Here is a 22,020-nt window from a genome sequence, read left to right on the forward strand (position 1 = left end):
TCGATTTACTTTGCCCCCGCCCCGGAAACAACGATCACAAACTCCCCTTTAATTGCTTTGGTTGTGAAAAGCTCGATCAGCTCGTCCAGCGTGCCGTTAACGGTTTCTTCAAACATCTTCGAGATTTCACGTGAAACAGAGGCCATGCGCTCTCCTCCAAAATATTCTTTGAACTGTGTGAGCGTCTTGAGCAGACGGTGCGGCGATTCGTAAAAGATCATAGTGCGTTCTTCTTCAGCCAAACTGATCAAGCGCGTCTGACGGCCTTTTTTCAGAGGCAGAAATCCTTCGAAAGTAAAGCGATCGGTACTGAAACCCGACTTGACCAAAGCAGGCACAAAAGCGGTTGCTCCGGGCAGGCACTCTACCTTAAGACCAGCCTTGAGGCACTCCCGCACTAACAAAAACCCGGGATCAGAAATTCCGGGAGTACCCGCATCTGAGATCAGGGCCATCACCTCACCGCCTTTCATACGCTCCGCCAGATGGGCACTGGCCTTGTGTTCATTATGCAGGTGGTGACTGTGCATGCGCTTCTCTATACCTAAGTGCTGCAACAGCTTGCCGCTGGTGCGGGTGTCTTCGGCCAGAATAACGTCCACCTCCTTCAGCACGCGAATAGCCCGCAGCGTAATATCCTCCAAGTTACCAATGGGCGTCGGCACTAGGTATAGATTGGTTTTTTCAGGTTCCTGCATGTAGCAAAGATAAGTAGATTAATGACAAAGGTATAGCCGCGGGCTTTCAGAAAAAGGCCATGCGAAAAAGAGCTATACTTCTGAAGCTAGTAGCTCGTCGGCAATCTGGTCAATGCGGCGGGCCAGTTTCTTGTCCTTATCTGTTACGGTATTGCCGGCGTCGTGTGTGGTCAGCTCGATCTCCACTTTGTTATATACATTGCTCCACCACGGGTGATGATTGAGCTCCTCAGCCACGTCGGCCACTTTGTTCATAAAAGCCATTGCTGCTCTAAAGTCCTTGAACTCAAAGCTGCGGGTGAGTTTATTTTCTTCTTCTTTCCACATAGGTTAGTTTCATTTTAAGGTATAAACGGACAGACACCTGATTAGATGGTTATGCCGGGTAACTACGTCAAAAATGCAGGCGTATAGGTATGGAACTGTCTGCAGGCAGCGACCACACTAAACTATGAAAACTATGGCAAACAAACCAAAAGAACTACCCGCCCAGAAACAAGCAGAGCAACCGGGCAAAGAACATAAGATGACCCCGCAGCCCGAGTACATACGCGAAAATTACAAAGGCAGCGAGAAGCTGAAAGGCAAAAAAGCCCTGATTACAGGTGGCGACAGCGGTATAGGCCGTGCTGTGGCAGTACACTTCGCCCGCGAAGGAGCCGACGTGGCTATTGTATATCTGAACGAAGACAAAGACGCCAAGGACACGCTGAAACTGATAGAAAATGAAGGACGCAAAGGCTTGATCATAGCCGGTGACATAGGCGACGAAGCTTTCTGCAAAAAAGCGGTGCAGCAAGCCGTGAAGGAGCTCGGCGGATTGGACATACTGGTCAACAACGCCGCCGAGCAGCATGAGCAAACGGATTTGAAAGATATTTCGAAGGACCAGCTCCAGCGCACTTTTCAGACCAACATCTTCTCGATGTTCTACATGACCAAAGCGGCACTGGAGCACATAAATGAAGATGGCGCCATTATCAACTCTACCTCCGTGACCTCCTACCGTGGCAGTGACCACCTCATGGATTACGCCTCTACCAAAGGTGCTATCACAGCCTTTACCCGTTCCCTATCAGCCAATCTGGCCGAAAAGAAAATCCGCGTGAATGCCGTAGCGCCCGGCCCGATCTGGACACCGCTTATACCTGCCTCTTTTGATGAGAAGAAAGTAAAAGAATTCGGACAGAATGTGCCGCTGAAGCGTCCGGGACAGCCATCGGAAGTGGCACCAGCCTACGTGTTGCTTGCTTCAGAAGACGGCTCTTATATAACGGGCCAAGTGATACATGTGAATGGCGGCGAACAGGTAGGCAGCTAATCAGACTAAACCATAGCGGCCGAAATGGAGTAAAAACAGGTATGGCTCCCGAGCGGAGTATAATAAAGCTAGAACTATGGAAAACAAAGAAAACGATAAAGAGAAGCAAGGTCAGTCTAACCACGGCACTGGTCCGAAAGACAGACCAGTGCGTGTCATAGAAGACGATACAACCGATCAGGAGTTCCGTGCGGGGCACATCATTCCGGGTGCTGATCCGCCCAAGAACGAGCACCAGCGCGGAGGTTTCGGCAACCGCGACGGCAAAGAGGGCTTCGGCAGCGACACTGCCTCCGAAGGACCTTCCGCTACCGGTGTAAATGACTACGCCGACGACGGCACACCGCCACCTGATAATATGCGAACCGAGGACGAAGGTCGCGGGACTTGATTTTGAGGAGAACAGAATTTTACTCGAGGTGTAGCCGCATGCAGGTATAGTGCCGGGGCGGCTTGCCCATTTTATTTTTAACTTAATTACAAGGAGGACACATTATGCCATCATATAAGCATACCCAGCCTGGAGGAGAGAATTCAGGAAATCCAACAGGTAAGGGCCAAGACAAGTCGGCTGGTGGTAAGCCAGTAGATCCGAACAGCACACGTGCTGAAAATGAGGAGTTGGAAAAGAAGTATACCGTGGACGATGCGGATGAGACAGGGGCGAACGTACGCACCAATAATCCGAACCGTAACCACAACAAGCCGGGAATAGACAATAATAAGTATAACTAAGCTTAATAAGCTGAAAGGAATAGCACCTGCTCTAAAAACAGGTGCTATTTTTTTAGCACTTCCAAACCGACTCAGACCAGACGCATCCCGCCATGGCCCGATACGCGATCAGTGACATACACGGCTGCGCCCGCACCTTCAAAACGCTCGTGCTCGATCAGCTGCAGCTCAAAAAGACTGACGAACTATACCTGCTCGGCGATTATGTGAATAAGGGGCCCGATAGCAAAGGTGTGCTCGACTTTATCATCCACCTCCAGAAACAGCAATACCAAGTACACTGCTTGCGCGGCAACCACGACCAGATGCTAATCAAAGCCGCCTCTAAAGGCGAGTCAGCACTCAACCTCTCGGAGCCTGAGAAGCAAATGGTGCTGCAAAACTTCGGGATGAGCGATTTTAAAAAGCTTCCCATCCCCTACGCCAGCTTTATCGACTCTCTCCCCTACTACCTCGAACTGTCGGACTACTTTTTGGTGCACGCCGGCTTCGACTTCCACCAAACCGACCTCTTCAGCGACAAAGAGGCCATGCTGAATATCAGACACTTCGAAGTGGACTGGAAGCGCATTGATAATAAGCGACTCGTGCACGGCCATACCCCCACGGCTTTGCACACTATCAAAAAAAATGTTGCACACCAAAACGCCCGAATCAACCTTGATGCGGGTTGCGTTTACTACAAAAACGCCGCCTATGGCAACCTGATAGCATTGGATTTAGATACTAATTTATTGAATATTCAGTGCAATTTAGACCGCCCCTATGCAGTTCGCAGAAAGAGCTGATAATTAAATGTTTAAATCATTATAATTGCTGATTACGAATATGTAAATTATTGTAAAAACAGTGCTATTTTAGTGCAATTTGTAAAAAGCCAATAAAAAAAATAACAATAATTGCATGGATTTTTATATCCTAATAGCTAATATTGCCTTATATAAATAAAGAATTATACTTATTTATTTAAAGGCAAAACAAAATTCACAAATATTTCAGATGCGGTAAAGCCACTCAAAAAAGTGGATTGACTACTTATTGTCTTATAAGTAGTTAGAATATGCTGCAAGGTTTTTTTAGGCAAGATCAGTGCTAAAAATAACCCGAAAAGTATAGTGACTTTGACCGTAAGGTGGCCTTCCGCTCCTGAATGGGGCTTTCATCCTGAATTTTCTAATTTTTTCCGTTTTCTATATGAAACACTTCTACAACCTATCTTCGGCTGCTAACACCCTGCAGTCAACTACTTCGGCCTTGGGAACGGCTTTAAGTGGTAAAATCATTTCGTTACTGTTCGTTTGCTTTTTCCTGCTGGTAAGTGGGGAGAGCATGGGGCAGGGTGGGGTAACTGTTTATAATAATCCATTTACAACCCAAGCGCAACAGAATGCAACTGCGAGCTTAACTAAAGGTTTAGGGCCAACATATCCAAGTGGGGAATTGACAATAGAGACAACAGGATCGGGAACGAATGGAGGTTACCAAGGGTGGATTTACATATCTACAAACTATCAAGCTAAAATAGGGTATTCTTATACTTTTGCTTTAAATGCGAGGGTTAGCGGTAGTGGAACAAATAAAAATGGGGCATTTTCTGTAAAAGTTGGTAGCGATGCTACTAATTTTTCTACTGGGGGAGTGGTAGTGATTCCAACTACTGAGCTGAGTGATAACAATACCACCATGCAGAATTTCATTTCCTCCTCTATGCAATTTGCAAGTCAGCAAACATTGGTTGTCGCAATCTATATCAATGGAAGTCGTAATAACGCAGCCATTCACTTTGATGACATTGTAATTACAGAAACATGCGCTCCGGCAGCGCCACAGGTAACATCGGCAGCCACTTGTGCTTCGTCAGGGAGTTTGACGTTAAGTGCCACCGGCGCTACTGGGAGTGATTATTACCGTTGGTACAGAGTGGCAGAGGGAGGTACTGCTATAGCTGGCCAAAACGGTCCTCAGTATACCACTGAAGTTCTGACACAAACGACTACATATTATGTGTCAATTGTAAACGGTGTTGTTGATTGTGAGAGCCGAAGAGTACCTGTTACTGCTAGTATCGCCAAGCTTACGGCCCCTACAGTTACATCAGATGCACAATGTAGTAATGGCGCGCGCACCATTACATTTACTGCAAGTGGTGCAGGGGCAAATGAAGATTATAGATGGTATAATAGCAGTGATGTCCCAGTAGCAACAGGTTCAACGATAACTCGTTCAACTAACACGCAAGGTGATCCGGGGGTTTATTATGTTGTTAAGTTTAGCACTGTTACGGCAGGATGCGAAAGTGATAAAACCTACTTAGTCGTACCTACTAATGATCCGACTCCAAGTAAGCCTGCAAATTTGACAGCTAGCCGTTGCGTGGGTGGTTCATTAACTATTGAGCCTGTTGCTGAATTAGGTATGACATATAGATGGTATAACTCAAGCGGGCAATATTTAGCGGATGGTTTAACTTACACGATAGCATCAGTAAGTAGTGGTACCACGACTTACAGTTACAGGAAAGTAAACACTGCCACAGGTTGTATGAGCGATCCGGCTACAGTAACAGTTACAGGAGCTTCTGCTATTGCTGCAACAGGAGATATCGTGCAGCCTGAAAACCCTGTTGTTGGCCAACCTGCCACATTTAGTTTTACATCTAACATTCCGGCACAAGAAATAGCGTCATATCAATGGTTCTATCATGAAACTGGCAGCTCTGCTGACACTTGGGTGAGAGCAGCTAACACTCCTAATTTAACCTTTGGCTCAATGCCCGGGAATATTGATGGTGTTAAAGTAGAGCTAACGGTTAGCGAACAAAATGCTGCATGTTACACTAATTTGCTTTCCAACAGAATCTATGAAATTAGCAATGCCAGTATCACCCCCCTCCCAGTAGAACTCATTTCCTTCAATGCGCAGCGCCATACCCAAGGGGTAAACCTAACTTGGGTAACCGCATCGGAGTTGGATAACAAAGGGTTTGAGGTGCAGGTGTCAACCGACAGCAGAAACTTTACGACTATTGGATTTGTGGAAAGCAAAGTAGGAACCACTGTCCTGAAGCAGTACTACAACTTCCTCGATACCAAAGCCGTGTCTGGTACGCGTTACTACCGCTTGAAGCAGATCGACTTCGATGGTAAAAGTGCCTTCTCGAATATTAAGGCGGTTTCGCTGAACGGCAACAACGGTGTAATAGCCGCATATCCAAATCCATTTGATGATGTAGTAATCGTAACGCTAAATGGAACAGAGGCCCGTAATGTGCATGTCATCCTGACAAATACGATGGGTAAAGTAGTGCACGAGAGCTTGGAAGAAACTTCCGGTAACTCTATCAGCGTAGATATGACAAAGGCAGCGGCTAAAGGTATGTACATGCTGCACGTGATGGATAATGGCTCCAAGCATGTTTTCAAATTGATGAAGCGCTAAGTCTTATACAGCAATAAATAAAAAGGGGCTGCCTACATTGGCAGCCCCTTTTTATTTGTTTAGAGCAGATATTATTCGGTAATCATGATCTTGAAAGTCTGAACACCGAGCTCTGTTACCACTCTACCGATGTAGATATTGTTCGGGCCTATGCTGCGCTTTAGATCAAAATTCAACTCTTGTCCCTCGTTAGCCGGGCCATTGTGAAGTTTGCGCACCACCTTGCCATTCATATCTAGGATGTCGATTGTGATAATGCCCTGTACCTTGGCAACAACCCGCAGTTGAGATTGGTCTACCATTGGGTTAGGGAAGACAGCTACGGAGGCGCCTTCTGCCTTTTGGTTTGGTCTGCCTGATGAGATCTCGCTGCAATCACCCAGCACATCACCGTGATCTAGGTGAGCCTGAACAGCCTGCGGTGCTATGCAGATTGGTTTACCATTATGGCACACCACCACTTTGTCCATCTTATTGCCGCAACGCACGTCCTGTACGAATACAGTCACCTCATCGCTGCTTGTGCAGCCATATTGGTCAGTTATAGTAACAGTGTATACTGTGGTAGTGGAAGGGCATACCTCAATGCTCTGGGTTGTGGCACCTGTGCTCCAAAGATAAGAAACGGCGTTTGCACTGCTAGCCGTCAGTGTGGCGCAGGCAAAGCTGTTGTTATATCCTATAATAACTGTCTTGTCAGCTCCAGCCGAAACAGCCGGTGCGGCATTTACTTCTACTTCCTGAGAAGTTGTGTTGGTGCAGCCGTTCCCATTGGTAAAGCTATACGTGATGGTATGCTTGCCAAGTCCTGCTGCCGAAGGGTAAAATACGCCGTCTACCACGCCATTACCAGTAAAGGTGCCACCTGCAGGGCTGCCTACGGTAAGCGTAGCCGGTGCAGAATTAAGGCAGTAAACATTGTTAGTTAGATTGAAGTTAACCTGTGGCAATGCCTCCTCTGCAACCGTAACCTGAGCACTGCTAACACAGCCCTTAGCATCTTTCACAACGGCTTCGTAAGCGCCACCAGCCAAACCGCTGAATGTAGTTTCGGGTTGGAATGTTTGTCCGCCATCCAAAGAGTAGGTATAAGGAGCGATGCCGTTGCTACCCGATAAAGTTACTCGGCCATTGCTGCTGCCAGCGCAAGGCGTTTGATCTAGGGTATAGCTAGCCTTTACGTTGCACGCCTCGGCCAGTACGTTAACATACACGGTCATCTGGGATGAAAGCGGTACTACATCGGAGTCAGTAGCGGTGAACTGCACCGCGAAACGACCTACATGCTCCGCTTTAGTTGCCCAAGTAAATGTACCCTTAGCATTGGAGCCAGTGGCTGTCTGGGTGAAAGTGGCTCCCTTTTCAAACATAGAGCTGGTAGCTTGTAGCTTTATATTCTGCTCCTGTGCGTCTGTTGCCGCAACGTCAAAAGAAACAGTCTCGCCTTTCGTTACATATTGCTCTACAACTTTAGTAAGAACAGGGGCTGTATTGGTTCCGTCAGTTATGTTGAGGATGAAGTCGCGAAGAACAAAAGCTCCTGTAAATTCGCCGTTTACTTTTTCACGGATCTTCACATTTACAAGCCACAGGCCCTTTAGCGGGCGCTCCCAGTTAACAGCGCCATCGTTGCTGATACTGAATCCTGTTTCTTTCATGAGTTTGTAAGGGTCGCCGCTTATTCCGAAAGGAAGTTCTAGCGAATACTCCTGTTCATGTCCTTCCGGATCCTCAATATTCATACTGTAGCTGATGTTATTGTCAACAGTAAAGTTGAAGATAGGCAGGTCATAAAACTGGGGAGAGGAGCTTAATTGCTCAGGATTGTAGTCCACTGCCGCAAAAAGACCATTTTGCTCATCTCCAAAGTTGGATCCCTTGGCACGGCAGCAGCTTTTCCAAGACACTTGGTACAGGCCGGGTTTAGACCACGTAATACGCTGCCGCTGTACGTGCTCAATCGTCATACCATCAGGGAGCAGCGTTCTTGATACGGTCTGGCTGGGTGTATTAAGCTTTGGCGAGCCTTCGTATGATAGGATGATGCTGCCAACCGCGTCTTTGTCCCAATAGCCTTTGATCAGCATTTCATACTGACCTCCGCCAAGATACTTATAAGTTACTTGCCCACCTTTAAAGTGTGAAGCCATGGCCGAAAGGCTGGTCAAAAAGAGCATCAATAAAATTAAGTTACATCTCAGTTTCCACCTTGAGGGGCTCATTAATTGCACTGAATCTGAGGGCTTTTTTTCGCTTTGAAAAAAAGAATTAACGGGTAGAGTTTGTTTCATGTGCTTATAACATTTAAATGAAAAAATGTGATTTTTGTGTTTTGCTGATGTGCGGCTTTCCATAGAATGGAAAATCCGACCAGAAAATATATTGAGGGTATAATATATATACAAATATATGTCCCTTTATTTTATAAAAATGTTGATTAATTTATGATACTTGTGAGATAATTATAACATAGTGCAGAAGCACGTGAATTTGTATATAGTAGAAGTTTATATTTATAATGAGAAAGTGCTAAATGAGGTTTTTGTAGGTGATTATGAGATTGTTAGGTATAAAGAGACAGGAAATGTATCGTTGTCGTTATGCAAAATTGCTATGAGGTATGAGGAGGAGATTCATGAACTTGCCTATTCTAATTGTACAAGTTTGATAGGGTACTAAACCAAAAAAATTTTATATATAAATTTTTGACTAAGATATTTGTCTTTTGTTTTAACTTTGCACTATATTTATCGAGCAATATTAAAAAATACTAATATACAGGTGAGGGTTATAAGCTTTAAAATGAGATTTATTGTGTGAATGATTGCACAAAATATTCTCAAGAAATAGGCTTGTTTAAAATCAGCCTGTGTACTAAGTTTTAGAGCAGCATACAATCATATTCATATTACATACATTAAATTATTATTGGGTTATTAAATCGCTACACTATGGCACAAACTTCTACCCTTTTAAAATTCCTTTATAGGAAACACACCATGAAGCTGCTTTTGCTGTTTCTGCTATTCTGCTTTGCAAATGTTATTGAAACTCATGGACAAACAAATGGAATTGCCAATTTGCCGGCAAAATGGGAAGGTCCATGGCAAACAGGGTTGCCAACAGGATGGTCACAAGCTGGCTTAGGATTAGATAAAGAACCTAGTATAGGAACTAGTACAACAGGAGGAACTGCTACTTTTGATGGTGTAGGAGACCGCATAGAAATACAATTTGATGACGTTGCCGGCCAAGTAGGATTCTATTTGAAGGCAGATGGTGGAAGAAACTACAAGGGATTAACTTTTGATGTTCAAGAATCTTCTGATAGAACAAACTTTACAACAGTTGGTCAAGTTACTAATCCCAAAGCCACGGAAGTGAAAAAATATATTTTTAATATTTCGCCTTCTACAAGAGCAGTAAGGTTAGTATTAGCAAGTGTATCAGGAACATCTGTGTCAGTAGATGAGGTTATTGTAGCCAAGTTAGTACCTAAAATTAATGTAAAGCAGGGTAGTTCCGATATATTAAGTAGTACTGGAACGTACGCATTTGGAAGATATTCTCTTGGTAGTCAAAGTGATCCAGTATCATTTACTATCGAAAACTTAGGAAATGCAGACTTGATTCTTACTGACCCTTCTGTAATTACTATATCTGGTTATAATCCATCAGATTTTATATTAGACTTATCAAATACAGCAACTACTATTGCTCCAGGTGCTAGTACCTCATTTAACGTTATGTTCAAACCCGTTGATGTTGGTTCTAGGTCAGCAACTATAAGTATTGCCAACAATGATGAGGAGATAAACCCGTATACTTTTACGGTAACTGGAGAGAGTGTATACTGTCCTGTTATTGATAGATTAGATGTGTATGAGGGTGAGGTTGGTGATTATGTCTATGTTATTGGTTCTTATTTGGATAGAACAACAAGAGTTACAGTTGGAGGTGTAGATGCCTCTTTCTACATAGTGAACGCTGACACAATAGATGTGACAGTGCCGATGGGAGCTATTACAGGACCTATAGAAGTATTTACTTCTGAGTGTTCAGCTCAGAGTGCTACATTCACTGTGCTGAATCCAACTATAACAATTTCGAAAACAGGAATTAGTATGAGTGCGGAAGTTGGTCAAAGTATTGTTGATCAATATCAGGTGAGTGCATCATATATTTATGAGGGTGATAGTGTAGTATTAAATGTAGACGGTTTAGGAGGTCCTTTCACTATATCTAGAGACGGGGTCACGTATGGGCAGAGTATTATTTTCTCTTCATCAGAAATTATTGACGGATCTTTAGGTCTTACTACAATTTATGTAAAATATACTCCTATAGAAGAAGGTTCTCATACAGCAAATATTTCTCATAACTCTAGTGGAGCGGAAACACAAAACCTCACATTAAATGGAACAGCGACAGCACCACCAGTTTGTAGCATAACCCTAGATAGATTAGATATCTATGAAGGAAGAGTCGGAGACTATGTTTATGTTATAGGCTCAAACTTAAATCAGGTTACAAGAGTTACAGTTGGAGGTGTAGATGCCTCTTTCTACATAGTAAATGCTGACACAATAGATGTGACGGTGCCAGTGGGAGCCATTACAGGACCAGTTGAAATCTATTCAGCAGAATGCTCTGTGCAAAGCGATACCTTTACAGTAATCAAGCCGACCATCTTCCTTTCAGAAAATGAGATGAGCATAATTGCAGAAGTTGGTTCAACCGATACAAAATTTTACACCATACGTGCTGAGTACCTCAATGATGGTGCAAACATTACAGTAGACGTGAGCGGTACTTCACAAGACTATCTGATATCCAAAACGGGAGAGGAAGGGACTTTTGTGAGATCTCTCACGTACGAACCGAACGTGCAAATGGAAATTCAGGATAATTGGCTGAATGAAACATATTTATATGTACGATACACGCCAAGCGCAACCGGAACATCTTCAGTACAGATACTGCATGCTTCAGAAGGCGCTAACACAGAAATCTTAACTGTAAACGGGTCAACTCCAACTACTCCTCTCCCAGTAGAACTCATCGCCTTCAATGCGCGCAAGCAGAACGGTGGAGTATTGCTGACGTGGGCGACGGCTTCTGAGCAGGACAACGACTACTTCGAAGTGCAGATGACCGACAACTTTAAAGGTGAATTCAAGACAGTAGGTAAAGTACACAGCAAAGTAGGAACTACCTCGCTTCGTCAGGACTACAAGTTCGACCACAAGGGTGCTTTCCTCGGTACGCGTTACTACAGACTGAAGCAAGTGGACTTCGACGGTACTACTGACTACAGCAAAGTGGTAGAGGTGAAAGCAGGTCAGTTGGATCTGGCAGTTGAGCCAAGAGTTTACCCTAACCCGATCGCGCCTAACTCTAAGCTGGAGTACACAGCGCCTGAGGCTGGCAAGCTAAATGTTTCGGTAGTAAACATGAGCGGAACCAGAATCCAGAGCAAGTCTTACGACATCGAGGCTGGCGAGAACACCATCGAACTGAACCTGAGCGACAACCTGCCAACAGGCATCTACATCCTGATGACAGAGTTCAATGGCAAGACGCAGCAGGTGAAACTCCTGAAGCAGTAAGTCTAAGCACAACTCTTAAGAAAGCCCGCCAGCAATGGCGGGCTTTCTCGTTTTAATGCTTTGCCATCGGAGAGAATGCGAGAACAAATTTAAAAGCCAGAAATCCAAGGGCAGAGGCGGCTCCGTAGATAAACTTTTGAAACATTGGTTTATTCCGGCGCAAGCTTTAATTTTGAAGGATTATAAAACCAAAGCAGCCATGCAGAAAGACACAGCTATATTTGACCTGATTGCAAAAGAGAAAGCACGCCAGACCCACGGCATCGAACTGATCGCGTCCGAGAACTTTGTTTCGGATCAGGTGATGGAGGCCATGGGTAGCGTAATGACCAACAAGTACGCCGAAGGCCTACCGGGCAAGCGCTACTATGGTGGCTGCGAAATTGTGGATCAGTCAGAGCAACTGGCTATCGACCGGGCAAAAGAGCTTTTCGGAGCTAGCTGGGCCAACGTGCAGCCGCACTCCGGTGCGCAGGCAAACGCCGCCGTTATGCTGGCCGTGTTGCAGCCGGGCGATAAAATACTGGGTTTCGACCTGTCGCATGGCGGTCACCTGACGCATGGTTCTCCTGTGAACTTCTCAGGCAAGCTGTACCAGCCGTCATTCTACGGCGTGGAGCAAGAGACTGGCCTGATCGATTTTGATAAAGTAGTAGAGACAGCGCGCCGCGAAAAGCCGAAGCTGATCATCTGTGGTGCCTCGGCATACAGCCGTGACTGGGACTACAAAAAACTGCGTGCCGCCGCCGATGAGGTAGGTGCGCTCCTGCTGGCTGACATCTCCCACCCTTCAGGTCTTATCGCCAAAGGGCTTCTGAACGATCCATTTGAGCATTGCCATATCATCACCACTACCACGCATAAAACACTACGTGGACCAAGGGGCGGTATGATCATGATGGGCAAAGACTTCGAGAACCCGTTTGGACTTAAAACCCCGAAAGGCGAGGTCCGCATGATGTCTTCTTTGCTGGACGGTGCGGTATTCCCGGGAACGCAGGGTGGCCCATTGGAGCACGTGATCGCGGCTAAGGCGGTTGCTTACTACGAGGCGCTGTCTGACGACTATATGGGTTACATCAAGCAAGTGCAGCAAAACGCACAGGCGATGGCAAGTGCGTTTGTGGAGCGTGGCTACAATATCATCTCCGGTGGCACCGACAACCACATGATGCTGATTGACCTGCGTTCGAAAGGCATAACCGGCAAGCTGGCAGAAAACACACTGGTGAAAGCCGACATCACCATCAATAAAAACATGGTTCCATTCGATGACAAGTCGCCGTTCGTGACCTCCGGTATGCGTGTAGGCACGGCAGCCATCACAACACGTGGTCTGAAAGAAATGGATATGGACCGCATTGTGGAATTTATGGATGTGGTGCTAACCAACCACGACAACGAAAGCAAAATAGATACCGTGCGCAAAGAGGTAAACAGCTGGATGCAGCAGTACCCGCTTTTCGCCTACTAATCACCCTTTACTTTTAAAGCGCCATAATTTTGATGGACCAACCACAACTCGAGGGAGCGGAACAGCAGCAAGAGATGTCCTTTGTGGACCATTTGGAGGAGTTGCGGTGGCATATTATCCGGTCAGTGGCTTCGATCCTCGTCTTCGCTACGGCTGCGTTCTTGGCTAAAGGCTTCGTATTCCACGACATTATTCTGGCCCCCTCGCGCACAGACTTCCTAAGTTATAGGATGATGTGCGAGATCGGGCAGTATTTTGGCTCAAGCGTCCTGTGTATTGAGGACCTAGGGTTTACGATCCAGAGCCGGCAAATGAGCGGGCAGTTTTCGATGCACATCATGGTGTCACTAATAATCGGCTTAGCCTTGGCTTTCCCCTATGCTTTTTGGGAGATATGGCGTTTTGTGAGGCCCGGCTTATATCCACAGGAGCAGCAGAACTCACGCGGTGCGGTGTTCTGGGTATCGATTCTGTTTGCGATGGGCTTGCTCTTCGGCTACTATGTGGTGGCTCCGATCTCGATCAACTTCTTGGCTGGCTATCAGGTGGACCCGTCCATCCTCAACGAGTTTGACCTGTCATCCTACATCTCGACACTCACCACGCTGTGTCTGGCCTGTGCTTTTATGTTTGAGATGCCGGTTATCGTATACTTCTTTACGAAAGCAGGCCTGCTCTCACCGGAGATTATGAAGCTATACCGTCGACACGCCATTATCGTTATTCTGATTGTGTCCGCTGTTATCACGCCGCCGGATGTGATCAGCCAGTTGCTTATATCTTTCCCGCTGATAGTCCTGTATGAAGTAAGTATCAGCGTGTCAAGAAGAATCATCAAACGTGATCTGAAAAGGTTAAACGAAAATAACGACTAAAACTATGGGATATAAAATTGCCATTGGCGGCGACCATGCCGGCTTCACGTACAAAAACCTGTTAAAGGAGCAGCTCACCGCAGCTGGCCACGAGGTGACTGACTTCGGCCCCGGCTCTGATGCCTCCGTAGACTATCCGGACCACGTGCATCCGCTGGCTAAGGCGGTCGTTAACAAAGAGGCTGATTTTGGTATTTTGATCTGTGGTAGCGGCAATGGCGTGGCCATGACGGCCAACAAATACCAAGAGGTGCGTGCGGCCCTGTGCTGGCAAACAGAACTGGCTAAGCTTGCCCGTGAGCACAACAATGCTAATATACTCTGCATACCTGCCCGCTTTGTATCGCAGGAGGTAGCCGCCGACATGACACGCGTGTTTTTGGAAACTAAGTTTGAAGGAGGCCGCCACCAGAACCGCGTAGACAAGATTCCGGTTTGCTAAGGCAAGCCTGAGACTCTAACGAATTTTTTGATAGACTGCCGCTGTTTGCGTGGGCTCATAACCTTCGAAAACAGACGGCAGTTTGTGTTTTAACTGGGGCATGAGTCCGACTTGGTCCACAATGTAAGCCGGGCTTTCCTGTCGGAAATTCTGGTAGAGCTCATACACCGCCTGATATTCGTCTAAGCGGCCGAAGTGTCGCTGCGCCAGCTGCCAGTTCAGGTATGGGGTAGCCTGTTTATTGTGTGCGTAGTAGCTCTTATCCTCGCCGAGCACGAGCACGGTGGTGTTAGAAAGTCCCGGCACGGGCTGCGTAGGAAGAAGCAGAAGCCGGGAGTCATCCACTGGCACATACTGTGCTATACCTATAGGCTCCCGATAACGCAGCAGCAGCACCCCACCTAACAGGACAAAGAACATCAGATTGAGAATCCACTTCTTCGTGCGGCTGGTAAACAGGAACTCGCCAAAATAGGCGATGGGCGGAAGCATGATCAGGAAAGTGCCCACCGACAGCTGGTTACGTGTGATCACAATAATAATACTCACGAGGAGCCATACCGTCATCAGCTGCTGAAACTTGCCTTGAAAAACCAGTCGCTGCGGCAGGGAGGTGGTGCTGATGAGCGACAGCAGCAGCAAAATAGCCGGGAGCGCCAGCGCCGTGGCCAAATGCGCGGGCGGCAGCAGAAATTCGGCACCAAATTGCCAAGGCTGCAGCAGGTGCATCTCTAAGAAATAAGAAGTCGTGTTGGTGTACAGGTAATAGGTTATCAGGACCGCATATGGAAAGGCAAAACCGCAGAGCATGAGCAGGAAGCTGCGGAACGTATTAGAGGCGAACAGCACAACCCCAAAAGCTGCCACCAACAGGAAAATAGCCAGCGGCAGATAGCTCATTGCCGCCAAGCCCACCATGAAGCCTCCCACAAAAAGCCGGTTGTTCTCAAAACCCTCTCTGGAGATGGTAATGATATAAGGTAGCGACATGATCAGGAACGTGTTGCCGATCAGCAGCGGTGTGAGCATGTCGAACTCAGCCGTGATGCTCCCCAGCAATAGGTATAGCAAGGCAGGTATGTAGCCTTTGCCGGCGTATACCTGATTTCGGTTGAGCGTGGTATTGAGCAGCACTGCCTGCAGTAGCAGCAAGAAGGTCGCCGTCAGTCTGTAGGTCAGGTAAGAGCGCCCGGCCACCACATCAATGGTCCAGTACACAAAGGCGGAAAGCGGGGCGGTCGTGTCGTAAATGTCGCGGTACATGGCAAACCCGTCAGCCATGCGCTCGCCCACCAGCATGTAGAGCAACTCAGGAGCCGTGGCCGGAATACCCAACAGAATGAGCGGGATTCGGATAGCCAGAAACAGCAATATCAGGGCAACAAGACGGGAAGGCAGTATGCTTCGGAAGTAACTAATCAAAGGAAGACGGAGTTAGAAAGAACTATACACCAGCTTGAACCGAAATGAGCAGAGCTTATTTAAATTTCGTTTTTGCAAGCGAAAATTGGACCTATAGGGTTCTGTCGAAACGATTTATGAGTCGCATAGCAGCGCTATGGGGCGAATGAATAGTGATGACAGGTTCCTGTAGGAGCGATTTGCAGCGCAAAGGATGAATTTTAAACAAGCTCTCAGGCACAATTGGGGTAAAAATGCGAAATTAATATGATATTTGCATCTTCAATATGGAAAGTAAAAGACAACAGAAATTTTCGCGCCTAATACAAAAGGAATTGGCAGAGATCTTCCAGCGGGAAGTGCCACACCTTTTTAGTGGCGCCTTCATATCAGTGAGTATTGTACGCGTGTCACCCGATCTTGGCTTGGCACGCACATACCTGAGCGTGATGAACTCCAAAACTAGCAATGAGATGCTACTGCAGGAACTGCGCGCCAACACCAAGACGATCCGTCACTTGCTGGCCCAGCGCATTAAAAGCCAAGTGCGCGTTGTTCCGGAACTGGTGTTCTACCTAGACGACAGTGCCGAGTACGCCGCCAACATCGACAAGCTATTCTCCAACATAGACATCCCGCCGGCCCCAGAGGAAGACGAGGACGACGATACCTATACCCGCTAGCATTTAGCATCACCCTTATGCAGTATGACCCGATTAAGCGTGTGCTGGGCAATGTGTTCAACCAGACGCCTTTCCTGCGCCGCGTATTTTACAATTTGCTTGACCTGTTGCTGTTGCGCGCTTGGCATGTGCACAAAGAGCTCCGGGAGTGGGCCGACAATCGCAAAGGCGAGGAACAGCACATACTGGATGCCGGCTCCGGATTCGGGCAGTATACCTACTGGCTCTCCAGCCAGAGCAGCAAGTGGAGTATCTTGGCCGTGGATGTAAAGAAAGAGCAGATTTCGGATAGCAACCGCTTTTTCAGGGCGATCAATCGACAGAACGTACTGTTCCGTATTGGCGACCTCGTGAAGTACCGGGAGGAAAATACCTACGACCTCATTCTTTCAGTGGATGTGATGGAACACATTCTGGAAGACGTGGAGGTGTTCCGCAACTTTCAGGCATCGCTTGTGCCGGGCGGTATGCTGGTTATCTCCACCCCTTCTGACCAAGGTGGCTCCGATGTGCACGGCGATGACGAGACCTCTTTCATAGAAGAACACGTGCGCGACGGGTATAACATAAAGGAAATAGAGGACAAGCTCAAACTGGCTGGCTTCAGTAAGGTGGAGGCGCGTTACTCCTATGGCAAGCCGGGGCAGATCTCATGGCGCCTGTCTATGAAGTACCCAATGCTGATGCTGAACACTTCCAAGGCATTCTTTTTAGTGCTGCCATTCTACTATCTTCTTACTTTTCCGATAAGCTTAGTCCTAAACTGGCTTGACGTGAAAGGAAACCACCCATCTGGCACTGGCCTGATCGTAAAGGCGTGGAAATAATTGAATTGTTGATTGCTTAATTGTTAAATTGTTGATTCAATATATTTATGTACTTTATTTAACAATTAAGCATCTAACCTATAAGCAATTAAATGAACGTCCCTTTTCTCATAGCGAAGCGTTATTTTTTCTCTAAGAAGAAGAGGAACATTATTAGCATTATCTCCAATATTGCCATGATTGGTGTGGCGGTGGGCACGGCGGCACTGATTATTGTGCTGTCGGTGTTCAACGGGCTCGAGGATCTGATCCGGACCATCTATACCAGTTTCGACCCCAACCTAAAGATATCGGCAGTGGAAGGCAAGTCTTTCGAGACCGATACGGAGTTTATGAACCGCATACGCAACACCCCCGGGGTAGCACTGGTGACGGAGGTGATTGAAGACAACGCCCTGTTGCGCTACAACGACCGCCAAATGGTGGTAAAGGTGAAGGGCGTGAGTGAGAACTTCTTTGAACAGAACAAGATTGGTTCATCAGTGGTAGAGGGAGGCTACGACCTGTACGCCAACAATAATTACTATGCTTTGGTGGGCCGCGGGGTGCAGTACCAGCTCTCAGTCAGGCTGAGCAACCAGTTTACGCCTCTGCAGTTTCTGTATCCGCGCAACACCAAGTTCAGTCCCCTCAATCCCGAGGGCTCTTTTAACTCCCTGAATATAACGCCGGGTGGCGTGTTTGCCATCGAGCGGCAGTACGACGACGCCTATGTGTTCGTGCCGATACAATTTGCTGAGGAACTGATGGAGTATGGCCGGAAGCGCACGGCCATCGAGATTAAGGTGGAGCCAGACTTCCGGATAGAGACTGTGAAGAAGTCTTTGCAGAAAGTGCTGGGAGATGGTTTTAAAGTACAGAACAGCGACGAACAACACACCAGTCTGTTGCGGGCCGTTAAGGTCGAGAAGCTGTTTGTGTTCATCACGTTCGCCTTTATCCTGCTCATCGCCTCGCTCAACATCTTCTTCTCGCTCTCCATGCTTGTGATCGATAAGAAAAAGGACATTGCCATACTGGCTTCTATGGGGGCCACGAAAGAACAGATCCGCAATATCTTCCTGTTCGAGGGAGCGCTGGTAGCCTTTATCGGAGCCTCCTATGGGCTGTCGCTGGGTATGCTGATTGCGAACCTACAACAGACCTTCGGCTTTGTGTCGATGGGCATGGCGACCTCGGTAGTGGACTCCTATCCTGTAAAGCTCCAACTCATGGATTTTGTGCTGACTGGCGCTGCCATTGTCATCATTACCATGCTCGTCTCAATCCGCCCTGCCCGCAAAGCCGCCGCAATGTCGGTGCGCGACAACATCTAAGGAATACCTGCATTAACCAGTCCGATTGAGGCGGAAGTCTTTTAATATGAAGCTAAGTGATCAGTTTTATATAGAACAAGCAATATATATTGAAATAGAAAGTCGCTCATTCGCTGGTTTAGGTTATCTTCTTCTGAAAATATAAAAATATTTTGATTCACAGGCCTGTTTGGGGTGTTGCGAGATAGGAAATCAGGAGTTTTGGGAGTAAATTTGAAGTCCTAAAATTGTACCTGCATGAAAGTATACACCACACAGCCATTTCAGGTGATATACTCGTTGTTTGAGCACGAGTATCTGGGATATCTGTTCGAGTCTTTTGTGGTGCAGATAAATACCAAGGGCCAGCTGACTTTACAGCACCAGAATATTTCTGCCAAAAACGCCGATGAATTTGCCTCTCGCCTCGATGCGAAGGACTTTAAACTGATCGCACTGATCGACCAGATCCAACAGGACGCGGTGCTGAAGAAATTCTCTCCAAAGAAACTTTCCCCAATTGATTTTTTCTTGAAGGTATACGACCCTGAGAAAGGTGACAAAACCATGCAGGAGGCCATCAGCCACTACATACAGGTGCGCATGGGCAAGATTCTGGACATGCTCAGCGACCGCAGGACCTTCATTATGGGCAAGGACGGCGATCCGGCTTGGAAGGAGATACAGGTGGCACCCGAAAAGGCAAGCGTGCTGTTTCACTTCCGCCGCAACGAAGACAACACCCACTACTACCCTACCATCAAATACAAAGGCGAGCAACTGCACTTTCAGTACCGTAACGCGGCCCTGATATGCTATGAGCCCGCTTGGCTGATGCTGGATGGCATGATCTACAGTTTTGAAAAAGACATAGACGGCAAAAAGCTGCAGCCCTTCCTGAACAAGAAGTTTATTCTGATTCCACGCTCAGTGGAGGAGAACTACTACCGCAAGTTTGTGACAGCGCTGGTGGAGTCCTTCGATGTGCGCGCCACCGGCTTCGACATAAAATCGGAACGCTATACCCCAAGCCCCTACCTGACCTTTTCAGAGATAAAAGCTGCCGATGCCTCGGCCTTGTACAGCAACGGCAGCACAGATAACGGCAAGGCTGACCGGGCCGCAGCCGCTGCCGATAAAATCCTCTTTAACCTGTCGTTCAAGTATGGCGACTATGTCGTGGAGACGCAGGAGGCCAAGCGCATTAGCGTGAGTATGGAGAAAACGGAGGATTCCTACATTTTCCATAAGCTGATTCGCGATGCTGTGCATGAGAAACAGTATGTGAAAGAACTGGCCAAGCGCGAGCTGGAAGTGAGGAATGGGCAGGCGGTGTTGGACAAAAGCTCGGCTTTTTCGTGGCTCAACAGCAACCTGCAGGAGCTCGAAGAACTGGGCTTTACGGTGGCGCAGGGCGAGAGAAACGGAAAGAACTACTTTATCGGGGATATTTCGGTGAACGTAGGTATAACCGAGAACAATGACTGGTTCGACATCTATGGTACGGTGCGCTTCGGCGAGTTCGAAATTCCTTTCATCAAACTTAAAAACCACATCCTCACCCGCAACAACGAGTACCTGTTGCCTAACGGGCAGGTAGCGATTATACCTGAAGAGTGGTTTACGCAATACATTGAGCTCTTCGCTTTTTCGGAGGGAGAGCACCAGCTCACGCTGCGCAAGCACCACATGGCGCTGGTAAATGATTTGCAGAACGGAAATCTGGCGCAGGTTACCATGACCCGCAAGCTGGAAAAGCTGCGTGAATTTGACACCATAGAGGACAAGCCGTTGCCGGCAGGTTTTCTGGGCGAGTTGCGCCCATACCAGAAGGCGGGCTACAATTGGCTGCACTTCGTGAAGGACTTTAAGTTCGGAGGATGTCTGGCCGACGACATGGGTTTGGGCAAAACTGTGCAGACGCTGGCCATGCTGCAGCACCGCAAGGAGAATGGCGCTGAGTCGGCCACTTTGCTTGTTATGCCGACCTCACTGATTTACAATTGGCTGAACGAGGCCAAAAAGTTCACGCCGGAGCTGCGCATACTGACCTATACCGGCACGTACCGCGACAAGAACGTGGAACAGTTCAAGGACTACGACCTGATCCTGACTTCTTATGGAATTGTGCGCCTCGATACGGAACTGCTTAAGACCTATTACTTCGACTACATTATACTGGACGAGTCGCAGGCCATCAAAAACCCGGACTCCAATACCTCAAAAGCCGTGCGCTCGCTCAAGTCGCGCCACCGCCTGATATTGACCGGTACGCCGGTGGAGAACAGCACCATGGACCTCTGGTCGCAGATGTCGTTCATCAATCCGGGTTTGTTGGGCAACCAACACTTCTTCCGCAACGAGTTCCTAAAACCGATCGAGAAGGAGAAGGATGAGCATAAAACGCGTCGTCTGCATACGCTGATCAAGCCGTTCATCTTGCGCAGGCACAAGTCGCAGGTGGCCCGTGAATTGCCGCCGAAGATTGAGAATACCACCTTCTGCAAAATGACGGAGGAGCAGGAGCACGCCTACGAGGAAACCAAGTCCTACTACCGCAACAAGATCCTGACGAGTCTGGAGGAAAGCGGGCCGGGCAATACGCAGTTCATGCTCTTGCAGGGCCTGATGAAGCTTCGCCAGATCGCCAGTCACCCTTCTATGACTGACCCTAACTACGAAGGTGAGTCAGGTAAGCTGAAGGAAGTACTGCGCATGACCAAGAACATTGTGGGCAAAGGGCATAAGGTGCTTATCTTTAGCCAGTTTGTGAAGCATCTAGAGATCATCAGACAGGCGCTAAACGAAAAGGAGATAACCTATGCCTACCTAGACGGCAACACCAAAAACCGTCAGCAGCAGGTAGAGCTTTTCCAGAATGACCCGAGCATACAGGTATTCTTGATCTCGCTAAAAGCCGGAGGTGTGGGGCTCAACCTTACCGCCGCTGACTACGTGTTCATTCTGGACCCATGGTGGAACCCAGCCGTAGAGGCGCAGGCCGTGGACAGGGCACACCGTATTGGGCAGCAGAACAAGGTATTTACCTACAAATTTATCACCAAAGACACCGTAGAAGAAAAGATACTGGCCCTGCAGAACCGCAAGATCCAGCTCGTAACCGACCTCATCAGCACCGACGAAAACATCATCAAGAGCCTGACGAAAGAGGATATAGACAATCTGTTGAGTTAGAATGAATTGTTGATTATTAATTGTCGA

The 22,020-nt window shown here is 47.5% G+C and carries 17 protein-coding genes; 13 read left to right on the forward strand and 4 right to left on the reverse strand.

Features of this window, described 5'->3' with window-relative positions; genetic code table 11:
• Positions 1 to 5: 5 nt before the first annotated feature.
• Entirely contained in the window at positions 6 to 698 is a 693-nt protein-coding gene (rsmI, locus tag Q1A04_RS12825; protein ID WP_299706409.1) for a 16S rRNA (cytidine(1402)-2'-O)-methyltransferase, read from the reverse strand.
• A gap of 72 nt (positions 699 to 770) precedes the next feature.
• Positions 771 to 1,025: a 4a-hydroxytetrahydrobiopterin dehydratase gene (locus tag Q1A04_RS12830; RefSeq protein WP_299706412.1), complete on the reverse strand. Its 255-nt coding sequence runs from the start codon at positions 1,023 to 1,025 to the stop codon at positions 771 to 773.
• A gap of 124 nt (positions 1,026 to 1,149) precedes the next feature.
• Between Q1A04_RS12830 and Q1A04_RS12835 the strand changes: the two genes are divergently transcribed.
• From Q1A04_RS12835 to Q1A04_RS12855, 5 genes are all read left to right on the forward strand, one after another.
• Complete coding sequence (locus Q1A04_RS12835; protein ID WP_299706415.1) at positions 1,150 to 2,019, forward strand: SDR family oxidoreductase; 870 nt, start codon at positions 1,150 to 1,152, stop codon at positions 2,017 to 2,019.
• A gap of 76 nt (positions 2,020 to 2,095) precedes the next feature.
• Complete coding sequence (locus Q1A04_RS12840) at positions 2,096 to 2,410, forward strand: hypothetical protein (protein WP_299706418.1); 315 nt, start codon at positions 2,096 to 2,098, stop codon at positions 2,408 to 2,410.
• Between the two features lie 104 nt (positions 2,411 to 2,514).
• On the forward strand, positions 2,515 to 2,754 hold the full coding sequence (locus tag Q1A04_RS12845) for a hypothetical protein (RefSeq protein WP_299706421.1): 240 nt from the start codon (positions 2,515 to 2,517) through the stop codon (positions 2,752 to 2,754).
• 92 nt (positions 2,755 to 2,846) lie between these two features.
• Positions 2,847 to 3,542, forward strand: a complete 696-nt coding sequence (locus Q1A04_RS12850) for a metallophosphoesterase family protein (RefSeq protein WP_299706424.1) — start codon at positions 2,847 to 2,849, stop codon at positions 3,540 to 3,542.
• Between the two features lie 406 nt (positions 3,543 to 3,948).
• Positions 3,949 to 6,192: a T9SS type A sorting domain-containing protein gene (locus tag Q1A04_RS12855; protein ID WP_299706427.1), complete on the forward strand. Its 2,244-nt coding sequence runs from the start codon at positions 3,949 to 3,951 to the stop codon at positions 6,190 to 6,192.
• Positions 6,193 to 6,263: 71 nt separating this feature from the next.
• On the opposite strand, the gene Q1A04_RS12860 is transcribed toward Q1A04_RS12855, so the two are convergent.
• Positions 6,264 to 8,342, reverse strand: a complete 2,079-nt coding sequence (locus Q1A04_RS12860) for a T9SS type A sorting domain-containing protein (protein WP_299706430.1) — start codon at positions 8,340 to 8,342, stop codon at positions 6,264 to 6,266.
• 801 nt (positions 8,343 to 9,143) lie between these two features.
• Between Q1A04_RS12860 and Q1A04_RS12865 the strand changes: the two genes are divergently transcribed.
• The 4 genes from Q1A04_RS12865 to rpiB all read left to right on the forward strand — a co-directional run bounded on the left by Q1A04_RS12865 (position 9,144) and on the right by rpiB (position 14,592).
• Positions 9,144 to 11,801: a choice-of-anchor D domain-containing protein gene (locus Q1A04_RS12865; RefSeq protein WP_299706432.1), complete on the forward strand. Its 2,658-nt coding sequence runs from the start codon at positions 9,144 to 9,146 to the stop codon at positions 11,799 to 11,801.
• Positions 11,802 to 12,000: 199 nt separating this feature from the next.
• Positions 12,001 to 13,275, forward strand: a complete 1,275-nt coding sequence (glyA, locus tag Q1A04_RS12870) for a serine hydroxymethyltransferase (RefSeq protein ID WP_299706434.1) — start codon at positions 12,001 to 12,003, stop codon at positions 13,273 to 13,275.
• A gap of 32 nt (positions 13,276 to 13,307) precedes the next feature.
• Entirely contained in the window at positions 13,308 to 14,150 is an 843-nt protein-coding gene (gene tatC, locus Q1A04_RS12875) for a twin-arginine translocase subunit TatC (RefSeq protein ID WP_299706436.1), read from the forward strand.
• Positions 14,151 to 14,154: 4 nt separating this feature from the next.
• Positions 14,155 to 14,592: a ribose 5-phosphate isomerase B gene (gene rpiB, locus Q1A04_RS12880; RefSeq protein ID WP_299706438.1), complete on the forward strand. Its 438-nt coding sequence runs from the start codon at positions 14,155 to 14,157 to the stop codon at positions 14,590 to 14,592.
• Between the two features lie 15 nt (positions 14,593 to 14,607).
• Here rpiB and Q1A04_RS12885 read toward each other — a convergent pair whose 3' ends face one another.
• Positions 14,608 to 16,014 (reverse strand): hypothetical protein, encoded by a 1,407-nt coding sequence (locus Q1A04_RS12885; protein WP_299706440.1) that lies wholly within the window; start codon positions 16,012 to 16,014, stop codon positions 14,608 to 14,610.
• 266 nt (positions 16,015 to 16,280) lie between these two features.
• On the opposite strand from Q1A04_RS12885, the gene rbfA reads away from it, so the two are divergent.
• From rbfA to Q1A04_RS12905, 4 genes are all read left to right on the forward strand, one after another.
• Positions 16,281 to 16,676 (forward strand): 30S ribosome-binding factor RbfA, encoded by a 396-nt coding sequence (rbfA, locus tag Q1A04_RS12890; RefSeq protein WP_299706443.1) that lies wholly within the window; start codon positions 16,281 to 16,283, stop codon positions 16,674 to 16,676.
• Positions 16,677 to 16,693: 17 nt separating this feature from the next.
• A complete protein-coding gene (locus tag Q1A04_RS12895) occupies positions 16,694 to 17,503 on the forward strand; it encodes a bifunctional 2-polyprenyl-6-hydroxyphenol methylase/3-demethylubiquinol 3-O-methyltransferase UbiG (protein ID WP_299706446.1) in 810 nt (269 codons plus the stop codon).
• A gap of 92 nt (positions 17,504 to 17,595) precedes the next feature.
• The gene (locus Q1A04_RS12900) at positions 17,596 to 18,819 is read left to right on the forward strand and encodes an FtsX-like permease family protein (RefSeq protein WP_299706449.1); all 1,224 of its coding nucleotides are present in this window, start codon (positions 17,596 to 17,598) and stop codon (positions 18,817 to 18,819) included.
• A 237-nt stretch (positions 18,820 to 19,056) separates the two neighbouring features.
• Positions 19,057 to 21,993, forward strand: a complete 2,937-nt coding sequence (locus tag Q1A04_RS12905; RefSeq protein WP_299706452.1) for a DEAD/DEAH box helicase — start codon at positions 19,057 to 19,059, stop codon at positions 21,991 to 21,993.
• The last annotated feature ends 27 nt before the right edge of the window (positions 21,994 to 22,020 follow it).

The sequence above is a fragment of the uncultured Pontibacter sp. genome, assembly GCF_947499215.1.
Classification (GTDB): Bacteria; Bacteroidota; Bacteroidia; order Cytophagales; family Hymenobacteraceae; genus Pontibacter.